The organism is Bacteroides sp. AR20, assembly GCF_964250605.1.
Lineage (GTDB): Bacteria > Bacteroidota > Bacteroidia > Bacteroidales > Bacteroidaceae > Bacteroides > Bacteroides uniformis.
In genome coordinates this window covers 82005-104408 of sequence record NZ_CAXUGK010000004.1, presented here as the reverse complement: position 1 = coordinate 104408, position 22404 = coordinate 82005, and the positions used below count along the sequence as shown (strand labels likewise).

The following is a 22404-nucleotide window of genomic DNA, read 5'->3' as shown; positions in this document are numbered from 1 at the left end:
AAAATGAACTTGTTCATTTTTTATGCCGAGGTGCAGCCTATCTTCGTTTTCCAACAAAGATAACTAATTAATCCTGAACTCAAGGTCTGGACGCTCTTTTAAATAAGTAATCAGTTCACGCCCCACGGAAAGCTTCACGGGACGGGAAATCAAATCGACCGTCATCTTGCTATCCTCATCTCTGACTTTGAAATAAAGCTCCGTACTGCCCGGACGTTCCTTGGTCAGTTCTGCCAGTTCAGTTATCAAAGCCTTGTTCAGCACACTCAGCGGAATGAGAATGGTTATCTTCTCAATCAGTTTCTCCTTGACGTCAGGCAACAGTTCCATGGAGGTTATCTTCAGCTCCAACTCATCCTGCCGCCATTGCTTGGGCTGGCAACGGGCTTTGATGAACAAGAAGGTACGTTCACCCAGATACCCCTGATAGGTCACCCAATCATTTCCGAAGAAAGGAAGCTCTGCCGAACCGGAATAGTCTTCAATCTTGGCTATGCCGTAAGGATTTCCATTTTTACTGATACCGCGACGCACGGCGGTCACGATGCCACCCATTGTTATTTCGCGTCCCACAAGTGCCGTCTTATCTTCCAGCTCTGCCATGTGAGTGTTGCAAACATGCTCCAGAACTACGGAATACTCATCCAACGGGTGTGCGGACAGATAGATACCTACCAAATCGCGCTCCCGGTTCAAACGGTCGAGGTCGCTCCAACGTTCCGCTACCGGTATTTCCGGAGTGGCGATATCCACCACATTCTCACCGCCGAACAAGGAGTTTGCAGCCGCAGCCTGGTCGGCCTGGTAACGGTTACCATACCGCACCAAGGTTTCGAGGAAGACCTCGTTCTTGGAATTTACGGCAAAATACTGCTCTCGCTTCAGCTCCGGGAAGCTGTCGAACCCGCCCGCCAAAGCAAGACATTCCAGATTCTTCTTGTTGCAGGCTGTCAGATTGACACGCTGCACAAAATCAAATATACCCTTGAAAGGACCATTCTTCTCGCGTTCCTCCATGATGCTCTGCACAGCACCCTCGCCTACCCCTTTCACCGCGCCAAGACCAAAACGGATATTGCCTTCCTTGTTCACGGTGAACTTCAGGTTACTTTCATTCACATCCGGCCCCAATGTATTGATGCCCATTGCCTTGCATTCATCCATCAGTTTGGTTATATCGGTAATATTCGCCAAACTTCGGCTCATGACCGCCGCCATGTATTCGGCCGGATAGTTGGCCTTGAGGAAAGCCGTCTGATAGGCCACCCACGAATAGCAAGTGGCATGTGACTTGTTGAAGGCATAGGACGCAAACTTTTCCCAGTCGGCCCAGATTTTCTCAAGCACTTTCGGGTCGTGGCCGTTCTTTTGTCCACCCGAAATGAATTTCGGCTTCATGTGGTCCAGCTTGTCACGCAGTTTCTTACCCATCGCCTTACGTAAGGCATCGGACTCACCACGGGTGAAGTCTGCCAGCAAACGCGACAGAAGCATGACCTGCTCCTGGTAGACCGTAATGCCGTAGGTATCCTTCAGATACTTCTCCATGATGGGGATGTCATACTCGATGGGCTTGCGTCCCCACTTACGGTCGATGAAGTCGGGGATATAATCCATAGGTCCCGGACGGTAGAGGGCGTTCATGGCAATCAAGTCCTCGAAAGTGCTCGGTTGCAACTCACGCAGATATTTCTGCATACCGGCCGATTCAAACTGGAACGTACCGATGGTGCGGCCGTCGCAATAGAGTTTATAGGTAGCAGGGTCGGAAATGGATATCTTGTCGATGTCGAGTTCCAAGCCGCGGTGCAGACGTACATTGGCAACGGCTTCCTTAATGATGGACAAGGTTTTCAGTCCGAGGAAGTCCATCTTGATAAGTCCCGTATCTTCGATGACGGAACCTTCGTATTGGGTAACGAGCATCTTCTCGCCCGTCTCCTTATCATCCGCCGTGCTGACGGGTACCCAATCCGTGATGTCGTCACGGCAAATAATAGTACCGCAGGCATGCACACCCGTACCGCGTACATTACCTTCCAGCATCTTGGCATATTTCATCGTATCGCGCACCAGGGGATCGGGCGAAGCCTCCGCAGCCTGCAATTCGGGCACGTAGGCAATGGCATTGGGCAGGTTGAGTTTCTTGTCGGGAATCTTATCCGGCACGAGCTTGCACAGACGGTCCGATTCGCTCAAAGGCAGTTTCTGCACGCGCGCCACGTCCTTGATGGCCATCTTGGTCGCCATCGTGCCATATGTAATGATGTGCGCCACCTTCTCTTGCCCGTACTTCTCCGTCACCCAGCGGAGCACTTCTCCACGCCCGTCATCATCGAAGTCCACATCGATATCAGGCAAAGAGATACGGTCGGGATTCAAGAAACGCTCGAACAGAAGGTCGTATTGAATCGGGTCTATTTTCGTGATGCCCAAGCAATAGGCCACCGCCGAGCCGGCAGCCGAACCACGTCCCGGTCCTACCGAAACGCCCAGCTGTGTGCGGGCGGCATTGATAAAGTCCTGCACAATCAAGAAGTATCCCGGGAAACCCATCGTCTTCATGATGTACAGCTCAAAGACCAGACGTTCCTTCACCTCGTCGGACAAGGGATCACCGTACAGTTTTTTAGCACCGTCGAATGCCAATTTTGCCAGATAGTCGGCTTCCAGCTTGATACGGTACAGCTTGTCGTAGCCCCCCAGACGCTTTATCTTGGCATTGGCGGCATCCTCATCCAGCACCACCTTGCCGTTTTCATCCTGGGTAAACTCATCAAATAAGTCCTTTTCGGTATATTTCTGCCGATAGCCCTCTTCCGTTCCGAAATCTTCCGGAATAGCAAACGTAGGCATAATAGGAGCGTGGTCGATGGAATAATATTCCACCTTGTCCAAAATCTCCAAGGTATTGGACAAGGCTTCGGGAACATCCTCAAACAAGGCGTTCATCTCAGCCTTTGTCTTCATCCATTCCTGCTTGGTATAAAGCATTCGGGTAGGGTCATCCAGATCTTTACCCGTGCTCAGACAAATCAGGCGGTCGTGCGCTTCTGCATTCTCTTCATCCACAAAGTGGACGTCATTGGAGCAGATAACCTTAATGTCATATTTCCGGGCAAGCTCCAGCAACTTGGCATTCGCCTTCTGCTGAAGCGGATAGGCTTCGTGGTTGGCACGGGGAACAGTGGCTTTATGGCGCTGAAGCTCCAGATAGTAATCATCGCCAAACAGATTCTTATACCAGCGTACAGCTTCTTCTGCCTCTTCCAGCTGGTCATTGATAATCTTCTTAGGAACCTCGCCACCGATACAAGCCGAGCAGACAATCAGCCCCTCATGGTACTTTTCCAGTTCACTGCGGTCTGTACGCGGACGCATATAGTATCCCCTTGTCCAGGCATGCGATACAAGTTTTATCAGATTGTGATACCCCTTCTCATTCTTTGCCAGCACAATCAGGTGATAGCCACTCTGGTCCGGCTTCCCCTCCTTCTTATCCATGGTTCGGCGGGCCACATACATTTCACAGCCTACAATCGGCTTGAACAGCTTGCTTTCCGCTTCTGCCATCTTGGCACGACAATCGGCAATCTCCGCTTCCTTGTCTTCACACTCTATCTCACCGCTTTCAATACCGGCAATCCTTTTCTTGAGGTCCTTTATCTCCCCCTTTGGCCCGCTGTTCTTCTTGTTGACATAGTTGGTGAACTCCTTGATACCGAACATATTTCCATGGTCGGTCACGGCAATGCCTTTCATACCATCCTTCATGGCCTTGTCAACCAGCCTGCTGACACTTGCCTGACCATCCAGAAGAGAGTATTGGGTATGGACATGTAAATGAACAAAATCTTGCATATATATCCTTTCTATTGAGAGCCTAAAATTACAACCTCTATCACAGCTAACAAAAATATTTCCCAAAAAGTTATCAACATGCACATTTCTCTCTCCAAATCCTTGTTAGATTTTCAAAATAAGCCTATTTTTGCAGATAATTTCTATCTAAATTAGCAAATACGATATACATGGGTCGATTAAAAAGATTAAAAAAGATACGCATACACCGTGAAGGAACACATACATTGGCAGGCAGCCTGGTTCTGATTCTGGCTGTCAACACTGCCCTTTACTTCGGATTGGAATGCAAAGTTCCTTTTTACGTAGTAGCGGTCATCAGCCTCATAGTATATGGCATACTCGTGAACTTCTTCCGCTGCCCCATCCGTTTGTTCGGACAAGAAACGGAGAAAGTCGTGGTAGCTCCTGCCGACGGTAAAATCGTAGTGGTGGAAGAAGTGGAGGAAAACGAATACTTCCACGACCGCCGTATCATGGTATCTATATTCATGAGTCTGGTTAATGTACACGCCAACTGGTATCCGGTAGATGGTACGGTAAAGAAGGTATGGCACAAAAACGGGAAGTTCATGAAAGCCTGGCTGCCCAAAGCCAGCACCGACAACGAGCGTTCCACCGTAGTAATAGAAACTCCGGAAGGCGTGGAGATTATGGCACGACAGATAGCCGGAGCCATGGCGCGCCGCATCGTGACCTATGCCGAACCGGGCGAGGAATGCTATATTGACGAACATATGGGTTTCATCAAATTCGGATCCCGCGTAGATGTCTTTCTACCGTTGGGCACCGAAGTATTCGTTAAACTAGGACAACTGACTACCGGCAATCAGACTGTGATAGCCAAACTTAAATAATAAAAGAACAACAATGGCAAACTGCATTACCCGCCATATTCCAAATACTCTGACCTGCCTGAACCTATTCTCCGGGTGTATTGCTTGTGTCATGGCATTCGAAGCCAGATATGAATGGGCACTCGCTTTCATTATCTTCAGTGCCGTATTCGATTTCTTCGATGGCATGATGGCACGTGCACTGGACGCACACTCCATTATCGGCAAGGATTTGGATTCTCTGGCAGATGATGTCAGTTTCGGAGTGGCCCCTTCCCTGATTGTATTTTCCTTGTTCAAGGAAATGGACTATTCGGGCGCAATGGAAAGCTTGGCCGGCGTTTTCCCCTATCTCGCATTTCTTTTGTCCGTATTCTCTGCACTGCGGCTTGCCAAGTTCAACAACGATACCCGCCAGACGAGCTCTTTCGTAGGACTTCCCGTCCCGGCAAACGCCTTGTTCTGGGCTTCATTGGTGACGGGCGCTCACGACTGGCTGGTGAGCAGCAATTTCCATCCGGTTTATCTGTTGCTGCTGGTCTGCCTTTTCTCATGGCTGCTTGTATCGGAGATTCCAATGTTCTCACTCAAATTCAAGAATCTGTCATGGAAAGACAATAAAACAAGCTTCATTTTCCTGCTTGTCTGCATTCCGTTCCTCATCTTCTTGGGAATCTGCAGCTTTTCTGCAATCATCGTCTGGTATATACTGCTTTCGCTTATTACAAGGAAAAGTAAATAAACAAATCTTTGGCACGGTTGTTGTATTGAAGTTCGCAGAAAACGAACACATAAAAAGACATTAGCCCATGTTTCATATTTTAGGATTTTTATTCATCATCATAATTGCCATTCTGCTCATTGGCCTCAGCATTATCGGTACTGTCATCCGGAACATATTCGGATTGGGCGGACGCCGTACTTCCTCCAACTCCGGTCCCTACCAAAAAGGAAATGGTAATTACCAGCCGGGAGGGTATTCCTACAATGATAATAGACAATCGTCTGAGGAGGCACAAACTGAAGAAGGTGAAATACGTCCCCGCCACAAGAAACTGTTCTCCAAAGACGAGGGAGAGTATGTGGATTTTGAAGAAATCAAGGAGTAGGGATTAGGGATAAAGGATTAGAGATTATTTGCGCTTGGCGGCAAAGAACTCTTTCATCAGGGCGGCACATTCATCTGCCAGAATTCCTTTTACTACTTGTGTTTTGGGATGCAATGCCTGCGAGGCATAGCGCTGATACCCTCTTTTCTCATCTTCGGCGCCAAACACCAGACGCCCCATCTGTGCCCAGGCAATGGCACCGGCACACATCACGCAGGGTTCCACTGTGACATAGAGAGTACATTCATTCAGATATTTGCCGCCAAGAGTTGCAGCGGCAGCGGTAATGGCTTGCATCTCGGCATGGGCGGTGACATCCGTCAAAGTCTCCGTCAGATTATGGGCACGAGCTATGATACGGTCCTTGCACACCACAACTGCACCTACGGGAACTTCTCCCCGTTCACCGGCCTTATAGGCTTCCAAAAGCGCCTGCTTCATATAATAGCTATCGTCCAACGCCACCCCCTTTAATTTTTAATTTTCACCTCCTCATGTCGTGCTCACCGAACAAAGTAGGATAATCCTCTTCCATATTCTTATGGATAAACATGAGAATAGTCTCCCGCAGCCAACGCGACTTGTTCGTTATCTTGTATTTCTCCAGATAACGGTCCACAATCCGCTGCTCTTCCTCGCTCATCAGGCATACCATGCGCTGCTCGCGTTTCGGTTCTTCGGGCGTTGCTTTCGCACACGTTTTATCTCTCTTTCTCATATTTCCTGCAAAATTACTTTTACTTCTGTAAAAACAAAACGAACCTACGTAATTTTTATATCGGAAACACTTAAATAGCACTGAAATATTTTTTTGACCGGTAAACTTAAAGTATTTCTTAAAAACATTTTAATTTAGTAATTAAAAACGTATTTTTGGAGAGTTCTAAATTTAAAAGGTATGAAACATGTAAATTATCTTAGTTTCTTTCTACTCACATTGTTCAGTATAAGTTTTATCTCATGTAGTGACGATGACGATAATAAACTTAATACCGGCATAACCAATCAGAGTTGGACAGAGGGAAAATCCCTGGAGATCAGCCAGGATAATGAGTTGTCTGTAAGCTTCAATGCTGCAGCCAAATGGGTAGCTTCCGTCACCTCAGGAGCGGATTGGTGCAAACTGAATACGACCTCGGGTACAAAAGGACAAAGCACCTTGAAATTATCTGTAAGTACAAGTTCCACCACCGACCGGACAGCCAGAATTTCCATTAATATAGACGGCTATTCTCCTGCAAGTTTTGAAGTTACACAAAAGGGGACCAGTGTTCCCCAAACCACTGAAGATATGGAGATTAACGCAAAAGTTGATGAATATCTGAGGGAAATGTATCTCTGGAACGATGAATACAAAACGTTGAATCTTGACCATAACAAAGGCTATGAAGACTTCTTCTATGATGCATTGGGAAGTATGACTACCAATACTTTGGATAAAAAGGCTACTGCTGATGGGAAATATACTCTCTTTTCATACATACAGAAAAAAAATCCCATCGGTTCAACCCGTTCCACTCAATGGGTAAAAAAAGAACAAACCTATAGTTTCGGTATTACCGGAGCAGACGTCCGCGCAATTGGAAGTGAAGATAATTACACTATCTACTTCTTTGTACAAGGTGTTTATCCCAATTCACCGGCAGCACGAGCAGGTATTAAACGAGGTTCCTCAATCATGCAAATAAACGGAGAGAAGTTAACCATGAATAATTATTGGCAACATTACCTAGATTTACTGATACCTGCTTCGGCTTTCAGTCTGAAAATTACAGAGGAGGATATGGAGGGAGGTACCCAGTAAAAAGACATATCTTCCGAAGCCATGTACTGCAATCCTGTTCTTTTCAGCAAAGTGACAACAGAAGAAGAAACTCCAGGGCACAGGATCGGCTATCTTGTTTATTCTGGATTTGAGGCTGGATATGACCAAGAATTATTCGATGTATTCAAAGAATTCAAAAGCCAGAATATCACTGACCTAATTTTGGATTTACGTTACAATGGAGGTGGCCACGTTATATCAGCCAACCTAATAGCAACTTGTATAGCCGGCGCAAAATCTGAAGGCAAGGTGTTTACAAGCCTGAGATATAATAAAGAAAGAATGGAAAAACGCAACAATAAACGTGAGGAAGAATTGTTTGCATATTCCAACTATGAGAATCTGGCTACATCTCTATCAGCAGGTGCCTTAAACCTTCAGCACGTCTATTGTATCGTAGGTAGCGGAACAGCATCAGCCAGTGAACTTGTCATCAATTCTCTAAAGGGAATAGATGTAGAAGTAACACTTATAGGTAAAAGAACTACCGGTAAGAATGTAGGTATGGAACCAGTAGAATATACCATAAGAAATAATGTCTACGAAGTAGTTCCCATTACCTTCCAGATCTATAATGCCAAAGGTGTTGGAGATTATGAAAATGGGTTCACACCTGACATCGAAATAGATGAAAACGACCCTTACGGCAGAGGAGACGGATATTACATATACAGAGACTATGGTTCGGATAAAGAGTTCCTATATGCCCGTGCCATCCAGGAAATCACCGGTCAGGCTCCGGTACCCACAACACGCAGTGCAGAAACCCTGATGAGAGGCAAAGCCTTGAAGGTCCCTGCCATCTACCGACGAGGACATGAAGGCATGATTAAATTGCCGAAATAATGGCAATACACAATATTCTTGGAAAAGCCGGTGAAGACGCCGCTGCCAAATACTTGGAACAGAACGGTTACACCATACGTGACCGTAACTGGCGGAAGAATCACCTTGAGCTGGATATTGTAGCCGACAAAGATAAGGAACTGATTATTGTGGAAGTGAAAACCCGTAGCAATACGGATTACATTGAGCCGCAGGATGCCGTGAACTGGCAGAAAATACGACGTATTGTCGTAGCGGCCGATGCCTATATCAAGCACTTCTGCTTGGATGCACCCGTCCGCTTCGACATCATAACGGCTGTAGGCGAACCGGGTGCATTCAGGATAGAGCATCTCAAAGAAGCCTTCTATCCGCCGATGTTCTGAGAGTTGAAAATTGACAAGCAAGAGTTATTTCAATCGTAAATTGTAAACCGTAAAACCGTAAATACCATCATGGACATCGAAACCGCCCGCGAATATTGCCTCAGCAAAAAAGCCGTCACGGAATGCTTTCCGTTTGACGAATACTCGCTCGTGATGAAAGTCATGAATAAAATGTTTGCACTTATCGACCTGGAAAGCGCCAACAAGATTTGTCTGAAATGCGACCCCGAATATGCACTCGAACTGCGGGAGCACTATGTTGCCATCGAAGGTGCCTATCACTTCAACAAAAAGTACTGGAACCAGGTGCTCCTTGACGGTGACGTCGACGACAAACTGTTGAAGCAACTGATAGACCACTCCGTGGAAGAAGTATTGAAGAAGTTCACCAAAAAAATGCGTACCGAATATGAAGCCCTGCCCTGACACATTCCCGTTCCCGCTGGTGGCATTGGACGAGACGGCATCGACCAACCAATACCTCAGCCAGCTTTGCAACCAGTTGCAAGAATCCGTTGCCGAACTAACAACCGTGACTGCCGAGTTCCAAACTGCCGGTAAAGGCCAGCGCGGCAACACCTGGGAAGCTGAAGAAGGCAAGAACCTGCTTTTCAGCTTTGTACTCTACCCTTCTTTTCTGGAAGCCCGCCGGCAGTTCATCCTTTCACAAATCGTTTCCCTCGCCATTAAGGAAGAGCTGAGCAGATGGTCTGATGAAATCACCATCAAATGGCCGAACGACATTTATTGGAAAGACAAGAAAATCTGCGGCATACTGATAGAGAACGACCTTTCCGGACATCATATCAGGCGCAGCATTGCCGGAATCGGCATCAACATCAACCAGGAAGTCTTCAACAGTGATGCTCCCAACCCCGTCTCACTGAAACAAATCACCGGAAAGGAGCACGACCGTTATGAAATCCTTGCCCATATCCTAAGACGTGTACAAATCTACTACAACAGCCTCCAAATGGAGGACTTCGCCGTCTACTCCGACGAGATATCCACACGGTATGCCCGCTCCCTTTTCCGTCGCCGGGGATTGCACCCTTATGAAGATGCCAACGGCAAGTTCCTTGCCCGGTTGCTGCGTGTAGAGCAAGACGGACGGTTCGTGCTGGAGGATGAAGGAGGAAGTGAACGGGAATATCTGTTCAAGGAAGTGCAATACATTCTGTAAGAAATGTACAACCCGTGCCATCGCATTGGCATAAAGACATCCGGATGTCCGGATGGAATCGCTCAACAAGTTGAAGGAAAATGCTACGAAATAGCCCTTAAACAGTCAGTTCATACACCTCCTCGCACACCGGCATGTCCATACCTTTGTACACCACTACAATCTTGTGCAGCTGCGTAGTGCCAACGGCACGTTTCACTTTCAGCCGACCGACTTCGCGACGGCGGCGATACAAAGATATTGAAAATCTACGGAATAGGCGAAGCAAAAAGAAGAAGAAGTAGTGCAAAAAAGGTTCATCCGAGAAAGGCGTCAAGCCTAAATCTGCATAAATATGTGTCGTGTTGCATATATATTTGCAGGATGCTGCATCTATAGATGCAGCGCGTTGGAACTATAGATGCAACGCGTTCCGTATATAGATGGAACACGCTGGAAATACAGATGCGGAAAAGTGCATGAAGTTTCACCGGAAAATCCGATGGATAGGTCGATATGCAGAAAAGGTGAAGGATGTGAGGCATTGAAACTCGAATAATTGATAACTGAAGTACACACAGATAATTTCTCATTTAACTACGCATTTTCCGGAAGAACCCCCAAAAAAACATTATATTTGCCCACATGAAAGTAATGACACAGGCGTTATTTCTTATCCTTGTCCTATTGGGCTTCTGCGCCTGCGGACACAAGCCCTATCCACAGTCACTGATTATTGCGGACAGCTTGACGAATGCATGCCCGGACAGTGCCATTGCTTTGCTGAAAAACATTGAAAACACCCTGCAGACCGAACCAGAAACCACGCAGATGTATTACCGGCTGCTCTGCATCAAGGCAAACGACAAGGCATACATACCCCATACGTCGGACAGCCTGATACTACCCGTATTACATTATTATATAGAGAAAGACGATGAACGACATCTGCCGGAAGCTTACTACTATGCCGGACGGGTGTATCGTGACTTGGGAGATGCACCGCAGGCACTGGATTACTTTGAAAAGGCTGCGGAGGCATTACCTGAAAACGAAGGATATCAGTTGAAAAGCAAGATTTACAGCCAGATGGGGACACTGTTCTCCTATCAAGAAATCCATGACGAAGCAATGAGGATGTATAGAAAGGCACAGCAATGTGATGAAGCCTTAAAAGACAGCTCAAGCATGGTTTTTATTTTACGGGACATTGCTTATGAATACCGTTGTTACGAACAGACAGACAGCACCTTATACTATTATCAAAATGCGTATGACCTGGCAACTGCCATACGAAATAGCAAGCTTGCAGACATGGTGCAAAACCAGATGGCAAGCCTCTACATTGAACAAGGGAAATATGCCTTAGCGAAAAAAGCCCTGCAACCATCTCTTAACAATATGGATGAACCAAGCAGAAGCGGTATCTTTTCCATAGCTTCAAAACTCTATCACAAGACCGGGCAACTTGACTCTGCTGCTTACTATTATCGGGAACTGCTGGACTTCGGCACTGTATATGCCAAGAAAGCCGCCCATCAGGGATTGGCTGAAATAGCCTTGACATACGGCAACCTGCAAGAAGCCGCCCTGCACTTATCCCTATACGAACACTACATAGACTCCATCAACCAAATCACCGATACCGAGAATATCCGCCGTCTGAACTCCCTCTACAACTATCAGATACGCGAAAAGGAAAACAAACGTCTAAAGACAGAAAATGAGCGCAAGCAGATAGTCATTTTCTGTATTCTGTCGGTTGCCGTTCTGACAGTTTTAGCTACCATATCTATCTATATACAGTATAGCAAGCGAAAAAAGGCTGAATACCAGATGCAGATAGAACGGCTGAACCGGCTGAAAGAAGAACAGTATCAGAGAAGCGCACGGTTCATAGAAGAGAACAAGCTGAAAATTGAAGAATTAGAAAGGCAGTTGGGCGAAGTCAATCAAGAAAACACCACCTTGAAATCTCAGTTACAAAAGCAGAAAGAGATCATATTCCACACTAACAAGCAGGCAGAAATGGAATGGGACGAACACGAGAAAGCAAAAGCCGCCTTTTTGAAATCGGACATCTATAAACATTTCAGGACATTGGCCCATTCCAAAAACAATATTCCCCAAAGCCCAAAAGAGAAAGAAACAAAAGAGCAACTTGCCCAAGACTGGATACTGCTGGAACAAGGCATAAACTCCGCCTACAAGGGTTTCTCTGAAAACCTGAAAAGACTACATCGGTTCAATGAACACGAATGGCATGTCTGTCTTCTCATCAAGATAGGAATACCGCCCGTTGATATGGCTATAATCACTCGACATAGTGCAGAATCCATCACAGCCACCCGAAGAAGGCTCTATGAGAAAGTATTTCAGCAAAAGGGAGATCCCAAAAAGTGGGATACGTTTATCCTCTCACTTTAAGCAAGTTATACGTTTTTTGTAGACTTTTTGTACACTCCATGTAGTTATTTTGTACACTCTCTGTAGGCAGTATAGTTGAATTGTACAGTTTTTGTAGGCTTCATTTCTTTCGTAAAACACAAAAAGGGAGTTGTTTTGCGAATAGAACTAAAAAGAAAAACTGAAATGAGACATTTACTACTTACTTGCATTTCTTTTCTATTTTGTATAAATAGCTTGGCTGAAGAAGTCGTTGTGGAACTTTATAGAAATTATCCAGAGGATAGGGTTAAAGACTATCGCTCCATCACTTTGGAGCCTACCGCCACTATTGACGGAAATACGATTCGTATCTATACAAATGTAGCAATTATGGACTTTCATGCGTCTATAAAAGATAGTATGGGTAATACTGTTTATACTTACAATGACACGGCACCTTCGCGATGCCATACATTCGAAGTATACGGTTTGCCTGAAGGAGAATATATCCTTGAATTCAAAATTGGAGAAGATTCTTTTTACGGAGACTTCATTATTGACTAAAAGTGATAGCTATCCCAATAATTATTAACTCAAAATGTAACGATTATGAATGAACTAAATTTTACTTTGCCCCTTGAAGTCATACAGCTTAAGGAGGAAGAAATGGCCCTACTAAAAGGAGGAGCCAATGAAGATGTTTACATGAATAACGGTTGTGATTGCAATTGCGGTGATTGCTGCAGCGCAAGCAAACCAACTATGCCACCACATCGTATAGAGCATACTTAAAACTCTTAGAACGGCAGAATATAGTATAAAATAGTATGAACTAATTATCTATATTCTGCCTTTTTGTCAACTTCAAATTTACATATACCAATGAAAAGCAGTTACTACAATTTGTATACGCCATGCAATGCAGGCATACTATGGTTCAACACATACCATGACAACTATATGGTGACAAATTGCCAGACCTATGACCTCATACAAAATGGCAAATATGACAAGATTAGCGCAACCACTTTAAAAGCTTTACAAGGAAACGGCTTTATTGTAGAAAACGATGTAGATGAATATAGTAATCTCATACAAGAATACCATAAAACCGAAAGCTCCGGTACTTTTAACCTGACTTTTCTTCCTTCTTTAGACTGCAATGTAAGATGCTGGTATTGCTTCGAAAAGCATATTGTAGGCAGTCATCTATCTTGTCAGCAACAAGACAAAGTATTCAGATATGCACAAAATCTACTAAACAGAGAAGACATATCCGTCATACATTTTTCTCTGTTTGGCGGCGAACCCATGCTGTACTTTAAAGAAGAAGTTGCACCTCTGCTGTTTAAAATAAAAGATTATGCAAAGACAATGAACAAGGATATTAAAGTTTCCATTGTCACAAATGCAACTTGCATCACAGAAGACATCATTCCTATATTGGCCGAACTAAATGCCACCTTCCAGATAACCATTGACGGATACAGAGAAAAGCACAATTCCATCAAAAAATCACCGAAGTTTAAAGAAGGCACTTATGATGTAGTAATGAAAGCTATTCATGACCTAACCAATGCTTATGATTCACGCATCAATTTAAGAATAAATTTCGACAATCAAACATTCAAGCATCTGAATTCTGTTATAAATGATATACAAGATGTAGAGAGAAAGAAGATAAGGATTCATCTGGAGCGTGTATGGCAAACCACAGCATCAGACGATTATACGACAGGTACTTATCTCAAAGAATTCATCAATGACATGTTACGATTAAATTTCCGTTTGTCATATCTCAATTTCGGCAGACGGAACTACTCGTGCCTCATGGATTTAAAGAACAATGTGGTCATATCCTATGATGGAAATGTTTATAATTGCACTGGAAGAGACTTCACGGACACTCACCAAGAAGGGGTACTGACTACGGACGGAAGCATAGAGTGGGAACTGAACAAGCTGGAAAGAAGAGCTACTATCAACACATACGATGATCCAGCATGTATCCGATGCAAACTATTACCACAATGTTGGGGACTCTGCAAACAAAAGATATTGGAACACCCCAATAAAGCAGAACAGATGTGTCCGCTAAAAACAATGGAAATCACCATGGACGAATATATTACATATCGTTTCAACAATGAATATATATCCCGCAAAATATTTGGCAATGAGCAACCCATCTCTTTTACTTAACGTTAACAAATCATGAATAAAACGTTCTTGATTATCCTTACTATATCATGCCTGTTTTTTCACTCAGCCAATGGACAAAACCTCCGGCAGCTTTCAGGCATCGTAACAGATACCCTTGGAAAAGGAGTTGAACACGCAACCATACGGATTCAAGCGATGTCCGACTCCTCTTCACATCAGACATTCACAGATAAAGACGGGCAATACATATTTGGAAAGCTACCGGAAAAAGAGTACACATATTACATCTTCCATGACAATTACCAAAGCGTGAACGGAACTATCTACCTGAACGGCGATAAGGAATTAGAGCATACTCTTTACCCAATAAAAAATGTGAATTTGGACAACGTCGTAATAACCGCAGACCGTAGCAACGTCATAAAATCCAATGCCCAAAGCACCCTTTTTCATCTGTCCGGAAATGCAAGGAAAGAGAAAAGCATTTACGAAGCCTTGCAAGAAATACCCAATTTAAAGGTGGATTTATCCATGCGGAAAATAAAGACCGCTGATGAACAGAATGTAATCATATTGGTCAATAATATGCAACGGGACACCTCCATAGAATCCATTGACCCGGAAGAAGTGGAAAGTATAGAAATAATGGAAAATCCACCGGTCAAATATCTAAAAGACGGATATACAACGGTGCTCAATATAAAACTCAAAAAAAGAAGCCAGACTTACCAGCTGCTGAATCTGTACAATGACGTCCATCCGGGAATGGTGACAAACTCTCACAGTGGAAGTTTTGAAACTGGGAACGACAAATTCTCTTTCTATACCATCTTGTTCTGGTCGGGAGCCAACCGTGAAAAAGGAAATGAATACGGAGAACAGCATTACTCCGAAACAGACAAAGACTACAGCGCAAATACCCGGCACAATTCGCACAATGCCGCCTTTTACATAGGGGGAGACTTTGTGCCCAATCTTAAAAACTATCTCTCTTACAGTTTATATGCCGATTATAGTAACACAAAAACAAGAAAGTGGGGAGAAGGGAGTATCTCACAAAAAGGGACTTCCTATGAATATGATGTCCGGAGATTAACCCACAACCGTCCCATTACCTATGCCGGAAAAGTATTGCACCAATATCGACTGAACGAGAAAAGCCTGCTCGAAAGTACCCTCAGTTACAGTTACAGCCTCAATAAAGACAACAACTGTAACCATGAATTTTCTGACAATTACAACTATTCCAATGAGAACCGCTATAAAATGGTTTATCAGACCGGCAGTTACATAGCCGAATACCAAAAGAAATGGGACAACAAAAACGAACTGACAATAGGAAGTGGCACTTACTATATAAACGGGAAATTGGACAACACTTCGACCGCAGGCAGCAATACTTTCGACTACCGAAGCTGGAACGAATACCTATATTCCACATACAGCAGTGCAAAAACACCTTTTTCGTATATGCTATCGTTGGGATTAGATTGTCATTACAATAAAATAGAAGACATCAAGAATCAATACTACAAGATAAGAGTTTCGGGAAATGCAAGCTACTCATTCCGAAAGCATCATCTGCTTAAAGGCTACGTCAGGGGATATACATCCAACCCCTCCATTTCCCTGCTGAACCCGTACAACACCTCCACAGACAGCCTTCAGGTCATCAAAGGAAACCCCTACCTTGAGCCAAGTTATACCATCGAGAGTGGAGTAGCCTACCGGTTCACACAAGGAGCGTGGTATATAGAACCCGACATCTGCTATGCCCAATATATGGATATATACGAAAGAATAGGCCGGAAGGAAGGAGAGGTTTATGCCTACACTTACGAAAACAAGAAAAGGGAGTCCCAGCTTATCGCCACGCTCAGTGCCAGATACAATATAAAAAATGTAGGGCATATCGGCTTGATGGGAAGATACCGTAGGTGCTTTTTTGAAAATACCACAAAAAGCTGGATAAGCATTTACCCCAATTGGCGTTTCTATTATAAAAACATTTCGTTGAACGGTTCCATCAGCTTCCAGCCCTATTCTCATGAGGAATATTCCAAAAGGAAGAATTCTACCGATTGCAGAATGGTACTTAACTGGAGTATAAATACCAATTGGAACGTAGGAATCGGCATGCGCTATATGATAGAACCTTATGAATATGCTTACTCTATTGACGATACCCGGTTGGATTATCACAGTTACATAAATTACGATTACCCCAAACGGGACAAAATGCTTTACTTCACCGTTCAATATGTATGGAAACATAAAGCCCCAAAAAGAAAAAGCCAATATCTGCAACAAGAAAAACCGAACATACAGTTATTGAAAGAATGATGAGATTCCCACTCCATAAACAGTACGACTCTATGCAGTGCGGTTTAGCCTGCTTACAAATGATATGCGATTTCTTTGGAACAAACTATTCATTGGAAACAATATCCCGATACTGTTTTGCAACTACGGAAGGAACATCATTACGCAGCATCAATGAAGCTGCTTTAAAATTGGGATTTCATACAATAGTGGGAAAGGTAACAATTCCCCAATTAAAAGAAGCTTCATTGCCTTGTATCCTATATTGGAATCAGAAACATTTTATCATATTATGTGATATAAAAAAACGAAAGAAGAAGAATATTTACTATATAGCCGATCCAGCAAAAGGATTGCTAAAATACACGGAAGAAGATTTTAAAGAAAATTGGTTTAATACATTTGTTAAGAACGAAGAAGCTGGCATCGCCCTCTTCCTCCAACCCACCCCAGCCTTCTACGAAAAGCAGGAGGAGCACAAATCGGAAAAGCGCTCCTTCTCCTTCCTCTTCGGCTATTTCCGCCAGTACCGCCGTTACTTCGGGCAAATCATCCTGGGACTACTGATTGGCAGTGTCCTGCAACTCATCTTTCCCTTCCTGACACAAGCCATTGTGGACGTAGGAATCAAGCACCGAAACCTGAATTTCATCTATCTGATACTTATCGGACAGTTGATGCTGACCGTCAGCCGCACATCAGTGGACTTCATACGTCGGTGGATATTGCTACACATCAGCATGAGGATAAACATCTCGCTGGTCAGCGACTTCTTCATCAAGCTGCTGAAGCTGCCCATGTCCTTCTTCGACACCAAGCTGATGGGCGACCTGCTGCAACGGATGAACGACCACAATCGGGTGGAAAAGTTCCTTACCACGCAGACACTCAGCGTGATGTTCTCGTTGTTCAGCTTCATTGTGTTCGGAGCCGTGCTGTTATGCTACAATCTGCCGATATTCTGTATTTTTCTGGCAGGCAGCATCGCCTACTCCGCCTGGATTGCCCTCTTCCTGAAACGCAGGAAGCAGATAGACTACCTCTACTTCGAGAAGCAGGCAAAGAACAACAACAAGACCTACCAGTTCATCACCGCCATGCAGGAGATAAAGCTGCAAGACTGCGAACAGCGCCGCCGCTGGGAGTGGGAAGACGTGCAGGCCGAACTTTTCGAAGCCAACATGAAGAGCTTGAAACTGCAACAAACACAAGAAGCAGGCAGCATCTTCATCAACGAAATAAAGAACATAGTGATTACCGTAGTGGCAGCAACCGCCGTGATAAACGGGCAAATGACGTTGGGTATGATGCTGGCGGTGCAGTACATCATCGGGCAACTAAGCTCGCCCATCGAGCAGCTGATGAATTTTATCTACTCTCTACAGGACGTGAAGATAAGTTTGGAACGTATCAACGAAATACACGAGATGGAAAACGAGGAAAGCGACACGAATGCCCTCACCGCCTTTCAAAGCCAAAACAAAAGCCTACGGCTGAAAATGGTGGACTTCAAGTACGACCCGCACGCCTTGAACAAGACACTGGACAGTGTGGATTTTGAGATTCCCGAAGGGAAAGTGACTGCCATCGTGGGCACCAGCGGAAGTGGAAAGACGACAATCATCAAGTTGCTGTTGGGCTACTACCAGGCATTGGGTGGAGAAATCTCTATCGGCGGCACAGACATCAACCGCTTCAACCTGAAGTGGTGGCGCAGGCAATGCGGCGTAGCGATGCAGGACGGGGTAATCTTCTCCGAATCCATCGCCAGAAACATTGCCGTGGACGACGGGGAAATAGACAAGACGCGCCTGGCAGAGGCCGCCCGTATCGCCCGCATAGACGACTACATCATGCGCCTCCCCCTAAAATACAACACCCTGATAGGACAAGACGGCGTAGGGCTGAGCCAAGGACAGAAGCAACGGATACTGATAGCCCGCGCCGTCTATAAGAATCCGCAGTACATCTTTCTGGACGAAGCCACCAATGCACTGGATGCCAACAATGAACGGGCGATTGTAGAAAACCTGATGGAATTCTACAAAGGGAAAACGGTAGTCGTAGTGGCGCACCGCCTGAGTACCGTCAAAAATGCAGACCGGATAGTGGTGATAGACCAAGGAAAAATCATAGAAACCGGAAAGCACCAGGAACTGATAGCCAACCGGGGAGCTTATTATAACCTCGTAAAAAACCAATTGGAATTGGGCAGTTAGCGCATGGGAGACAGCATGAATTACAGAATAACAGTATGGAGAACAAAGACATAGAGCTCAGAAGCGAGCAGGTACGGAGAATCATCGGGCAGGTCCCCCCGATGCTAGTGCGCAGCGGAATCGGCATTATCGGCCTCATCGTGGCACTGCTGCTGGCCGTAGCGGCATTCGTGCCCTACCCCGAAACGGCAGATACGGACATCACACTGACAGGCATCCGGAATGGGCAGGCCATCGCCACCGCAGAACTGCCATATGCCTGCATCACGCAAATCAATCCGGGCATGAAAGCCGAAATAGAACTGGAAGGATATACAAGCAAGGAATACGGCTACCTGCAAGGAACCGTCACCAACGTCTCTCCCCGGATAATCAGCCGCGACGGGGGGAACAACTATTTCTGTTTTACATTGTCATTGCAAGAAGCTCCTTTTATGCAGCAAGGCATGAAAGGGAAAGTTTCCGTCATCTTGTCCGAAAAGACTCTGCTCAAAAGGATATGGGAATAGACCGCTACGCCTCCACAATATTTCTCGGAATATTTAAAAAGGGCACGGTAGAGGTTATCAAACTCAAAAGTTTTCCCTACTCGACGACATCCATAAATAGCTATAAATTCAGACTCCTTGGAATCCATATATTCCATCAAGGCTTTTTGTTCCCTAATGCGCCCTACAATCTCTGTTTTCATGTTCCCCTTTTTATTACTTGCGCAAAGCTATAAAAAACATAGATTACGCAAGTAATAAATTTATTACTTGCGCAATCCATACTTCAAGAGGGAGATTAAGCTACTGTTAACTAAAGAAGAATATCCCGACAGCCTATTCACTACTGCCCTACTTCAAACTTTACTTCAGTTCCTTTCAGAAGGGGGGAAGCAAACTTTACTTTAACCGGTCCCTCTCCTCCGGTAGTCTGTATATAGGCCAGCAAACGCCCGTGGTATACGCGGTGACGGTTATCGGTATAATCACTCATGTCACTGTTGTCAGAGCCTTCGAGCCCAAGCAGACGCGCCGCTCCTTCAACTGTACACGTAATTTCATTGTCGCCAAGTTTCACAACAGTACCTTCTTCGTCAACCACCTCTACGGTTATGTGCGCAGTGGCGCGGTCGCCGGACAAAATAGTGCGATCCGCCGTGGCACGGATGGCATAAGGACGTCCGGATGTCCGGATGGAATAGCTCGACAAGGCATTTCCTTCCTTATCGCAGCCCTCAGCACGAAGCTCACCAGCCCGGAAAGGAATATCCCAGTAGATGATGCCGGTCTTTTCATCATAAGGTTTCATCTCGCCTACCACCCTGCCGTTGAGCAGCAAACGCGCCTGCGGAGCATTGGTATAACACACCACACGTATGTTCTGCCCCTCGTCATAGTTCCAGATGTCCCATGCATCAGGCGAAAGGAATACATGCTCGGGATGCTTGGGATGGACATATACCGGATATGTTCCTGCATACGTGACCGGATTCTCGCACCACAACGAAGCCCGGAAATGTCCGCGTGGCTTGGGGAAACTTCCGAAATCGAGCAAACCCGTGTACAAACCGCGGGACGGCCATCTGCCCGATTCACCCAGATAATCCGTACCGGTCCAGATGAACTGCCCGAAGATGAAATCCTTGTCGCGGACGGCATACCAGGCATCAAGCCCCGAACCCGTCTCGCTTCCATAGATAATGCGGTCCGGATAAGTGGCATGGTCTTGGTCGTAGCGGTTTTCCGTATAGTTATACCCCACCACATCCACAGCATCGGGATACTCCGTCTCGTTCGACATCACGACCCCCGCCAAAGCTCCGGTCACGGGACGGGAAGTGTCCACGGCACGTACACAGGCAGCCAGACGCTTTGCTATGGTTCCGATGCGCATGGCATCGGGAGCATCCGGCTTATAGCCCCCGAACATAGGCTGGTTGATTTTAGCTCCATCAAGAACGGGATGCGAATAAGGGTCGTTCGGATAATCCACTTCATTGCCGATACTCCACAAGAAAATACAGGTATGATTGCGGTCACGACGTACCATATCGGTTACGTCCCGTTCTATCCACTCCTCGAAGAAGTCGAAAGTACCGTCATAACTCGGAGTACCCACATTCCAGCCTTGTACCCATTTGCGTTTCGGAAACTCCCATTCGTCAGAGACTTCATCCATTACAAGAAATCCCAGGCGGTCACACAGTTCATAAAGAACGGGGGCTTGTGGGTTATGGCTCATGCGGATGGCATTTACGCCAATCCCTTTCAAGTTATTCAGGCGGCGTTCCCATACCTCCGGCGGCACTACTGCACCCAGCACTCCTGCATCATGATGCAGGCATACACCTTTTACCTTCATCCAGTTGCCGTTGAGGGCAAAACCTTTGTTGGCATCAAATTCCAGCGTACGCAGTCCCACTTTGGTCTCACTGCCGTCAATGCGTTTGCCATTGGCAAGCAATTCGGTTTTCAATGTATACAGATACGGATTATCCAGATTCCAACGATGGGGTTTGGACACTTTCAAGTCAAGACTTTGCTTGGCAATGCCCTCTTTTCCATCGGCAACACGCACACGGCGTTGTGCCACCTGCTTTCCGGCAGTATCGTACAGTGAAGCCTTCAGTTCCAGTTTGTCGGAAGTTGCCTTGTGCTTCTCCACCTCTACATCGACCGCAACGACGGCTTGCTTGTCTGTCAGCGAAGCGGCATGCCAGCCCACACCCCATTGCGCAATATGTGTATCGGGAGCAGCCACCAGCCATACATCGCGATAGATGCCCGACCCCGTATACCAACGTGAATCGGCATAACGGCTATGGTCTACACGGACAGCCAGCACATTGTCGCCTTCCTTCAGGTAAGGGGTCATGTCGTAAAGAAACGATACATAGCCGTTGGGGCGCCTGCCAAGCAGATGCCCGTTCAGGTAAACCTCGCTCCGGTTATATACCCCTTCGAAATAGATATAATGACGTGTTGCGTTGTCTTCAACCCTGAAGTGTTTGCGATACCAGCCTATCCCACCCGGCAGGTACCCGGTGCAACTGGCCAGTGTGGGCGACAATTGCCCCTCTATGGACCAATCGTGTGGCAAAGAAAGCTTCCGCCATTCGCTGTCGTCATAGTCAGTCCGGACAATAGCCGAGTCGTCCGTCAGCCGGAACAGCCATCCGTCATTGAATTTTGCGGCATCGCCAAATGCCACCTGCGCCTTTATCGGAGCAACGACCAGCATTGCCAGCAAAAAGACAAGAGCAGTCCTGTTATTCTTAAAATACATTTTCATATAGATTTTCTTTGAAGTTAAACTAATTC

The 22404-nt window shown here is 45.7% G+C and carries 20 protein-coding genes; 15 read left to right on the top strand and 5 right to left on the bottom strand.

Translation table 11 applies throughout. The features are described 5' to 3' along the window. Positions 1-63: 63 nt before the first annotated feature. On the bottom strand, positions 64-3861 hold the full coding sequence (gene dnaE / locus ACESTD_RS03745; protein WP_057089757.1) for a DNA polymerase III subunit alpha: 3798 nt from the start codon (positions 3859-3861) through the stop codon (positions 64-66). A gap of 170 nt (positions 3862-4031) precedes the next feature. Between dnaE and ACESTD_RS03740 the strand changes: the two genes are divergently transcribed. From ACESTD_RS03740 to ACESTD_RS03730, 3 genes are all read left to right on the top strand, one after another. Further along, on the top strand, positions 4032-4718 hold the full coding sequence (locus tag ACESTD_RS03740; protein ID WP_005824199.1) for a phosphatidylserine decarboxylase family protein: 687 nt from the start codon (positions 4032-4034) through the stop codon (positions 4716-4718). A 13-nt stretch (positions 4719-4731) separates the two neighbouring features. After that, positions 4732-5439, top strand: coding sequence for a CDP-diacylglycerol--serine O-phosphatidyltransferase (gene pssA / locus ACESTD_RS03735; RefSeq protein ID WP_005835110.1), 708 nt, complete (start codon positions 4732-4734; stop codon positions 5437-5439). Positions 5440-5506: 67 nt separating this feature from the next. Continuing rightward, the gene (locus ACESTD_RS03730) at positions 5507-5806 is read left to right on the top strand and encodes a DUF4834 family protein (protein ID WP_005824202.1); all 300 of its coding nucleotides are present in this window, start codon (positions 5507-5509) and stop codon (positions 5804-5806) included. Positions 5807-5830: 24 nt separating this feature from the next. On the opposite strand, the gene ACESTD_RS03725 is transcribed toward ACESTD_RS03730, so the two are convergent. Next, positions 5831-6265, bottom strand: a complete 435-nt coding sequence (locus tag ACESTD_RS03725) for a nucleoside deaminase (RefSeq protein ID WP_080597314.1) — start codon at positions 6263-6265, stop codon at positions 5831-5833. 25 nt (positions 6266-6290) lie between these two features. Next, positions 6291-6524 carry a hypothetical protein gene (locus ACESTD_RS03720; protein ID WP_005824205.1) on the bottom strand — a complete coding sequence of 78 codons (234 nt, stop codon included), beginning with the start codon at positions 6522-6524 and terminating at the stop codon, positions 6291-6293. Between the two features lie 180 nt (positions 6525-6704). Here ACESTD_RS03720 and ACESTD_RS03715 point away from each other — a divergent pair, with 180 nt between their 5' ends. From ACESTD_RS03715 to ACESTD_RS03695, 5 genes are all read left to right on the top strand, one after another. Beyond that, positions 6705-7610, top strand: a complete 906-nt coding sequence (locus tag ACESTD_RS03715) for a BACON domain-containing protein (protein ID WP_373158680.1) — start codon at positions 6705-6707, stop codon at positions 7608-7610. Positions 7611-7631: 21 nt separating this feature from the next. After that, entirely contained in the window at positions 7632-8477 is an 846-nt protein-coding gene (locus tag ACESTD_RS03710) for a S41 family peptidase (protein ID WP_022402295.1), read from the top strand. Further along, positions 8477-8842 carry a YraN family protein gene (locus tag ACESTD_RS03705; RefSeq protein WP_005835106.1) on the top strand — a complete coding sequence of 122 codons (366 nt, stop codon included), beginning with the start codon at positions 8477-8479 and terminating at the stop codon, positions 8840-8842. Before ACESTD_RS03710 ends, ACESTD_RS03705 begins: the two co-directional genes overlap by 1 nt. A 69-nt stretch (positions 8843-8911) precedes the next feature. Beyond that, positions 8912-9268, top strand: a complete 357-nt coding sequence (locus tag ACESTD_RS03700) for an MmcQ/YjbR family DNA-binding protein (RefSeq protein WP_373158681.1) — start codon at positions 8912-8914, stop codon at positions 9266-9268. Then, the gene (locus ACESTD_RS03695) at positions 9252-10025 is read left to right on the top strand and encodes a biotin--[acetyl-CoA-carboxylase] ligase (protein ID WP_005835105.1); all 774 of its coding nucleotides are present in this window, start codon (positions 9252-9254) and stop codon (positions 10023-10025) included. The genes ACESTD_RS03700 and ACESTD_RS03695 overlap by 17 nt, the downstream gene beginning before the upstream one ends. A gap of 97 nt (positions 10026-10122) precedes the next feature. Here ACESTD_RS03695 and ACESTD_RS03690 read toward each other — a convergent pair whose 3' ends face one another. Further along, on the bottom strand, positions 10123-10260 hold the full coding sequence (locus tag ACESTD_RS03690) for a hypothetical protein (protein WP_373158693.1): 138 nt from the start codon (positions 10258-10260) through the stop codon (positions 10123-10125). A 389-nt stretch (positions 10261-10649) separates the two neighbouring features. Between ACESTD_RS03690 and ACESTD_RS03685 the strand changes: the two genes are divergently transcribed. From ACESTD_RS03685 to ACESTD_RS03655, 7 genes are all read left to right on the top strand, one after another. Then, positions 10650-12431 (top strand): tetratricopeptide repeat protein, encoded by a 1782-nt coding sequence (locus ACESTD_RS03685; protein ID WP_373158682.1) that lies wholly within the window; start codon positions 10650-10652, stop codon positions 12429-12431. A 165-nt stretch (positions 12432-12596) separates the two neighbouring features. Then, positions 12597-12956 (top strand): DUF3244 domain-containing protein, encoded by a 360-nt coding sequence (locus ACESTD_RS03680; RefSeq protein WP_373158683.1) that lies wholly within the window; start codon positions 12597-12599, stop codon positions 12954-12956. Between the two features lie 45 nt (positions 12957-13001). After that, positions 13002-13184 carry a TIGR04149 family rSAM-modified RiPP gene (locus tag ACESTD_RS03675; RefSeq protein WP_368661026.1) on the top strand — a complete coding sequence of 61 codons (183 nt, stop codon included), beginning with the start codon at positions 13002-13004 and terminating at the stop codon, positions 13182-13184. 90 nt (positions 13185-13274) lie between these two features. Further along, positions 13275-14594, top strand: coding sequence for a radical SAM protein (locus ACESTD_RS03670; protein WP_373158684.1), 1320 nt, complete (start codon positions 13275-13277; stop codon positions 14592-14594). 12 nt (positions 14595-14606) lie between these two features. Further along, positions 14607-16898 carry a carboxypeptidase regulatory-like domain-containing protein gene (locus tag ACESTD_RS03665; RefSeq protein WP_373158685.1) on the top strand — a complete coding sequence of 764 codons (2292 nt, stop codon included), beginning with the start codon at positions 14607-14609 and terminating at the stop codon, positions 16896-16898. Further along, on the top strand, positions 16895-19096 hold the full coding sequence (locus ACESTD_RS03660) for a peptidase domain-containing ABC transporter (RefSeq protein ID WP_373158686.1): 2202 nt from the start codon (positions 16895-16897) through the stop codon (positions 19094-19096). Before ACESTD_RS03665 ends, ACESTD_RS03660 begins: the two co-directional genes overlap by 4 nt. 35 nt (positions 19097-19131) lie before the next feature. Next, positions 19132-19605: an HlyD family efflux transporter periplasmic adaptor subunit gene (locus ACESTD_RS03655; RefSeq protein WP_136009535.1), complete on the top strand. Its 474-nt coding sequence runs from the start codon at positions 19132-19134 to the stop codon at positions 19603-19605. A gap of 322 nt (positions 19606-19927) precedes the next feature. Here the strand turns inward: ACESTD_RS03655 and ACESTD_RS03650 are convergent, their stop codons facing one another. Further along, on the bottom strand, positions 19928-22369 hold the full coding sequence (locus ACESTD_RS03650; protein WP_151882370.1) for a sugar-binding domain-containing protein: 2442 nt from the start codon (positions 22367-22369) through the stop codon (positions 19928-19930). Positions 22370-22404: the final 35 nt, after the last annotated feature.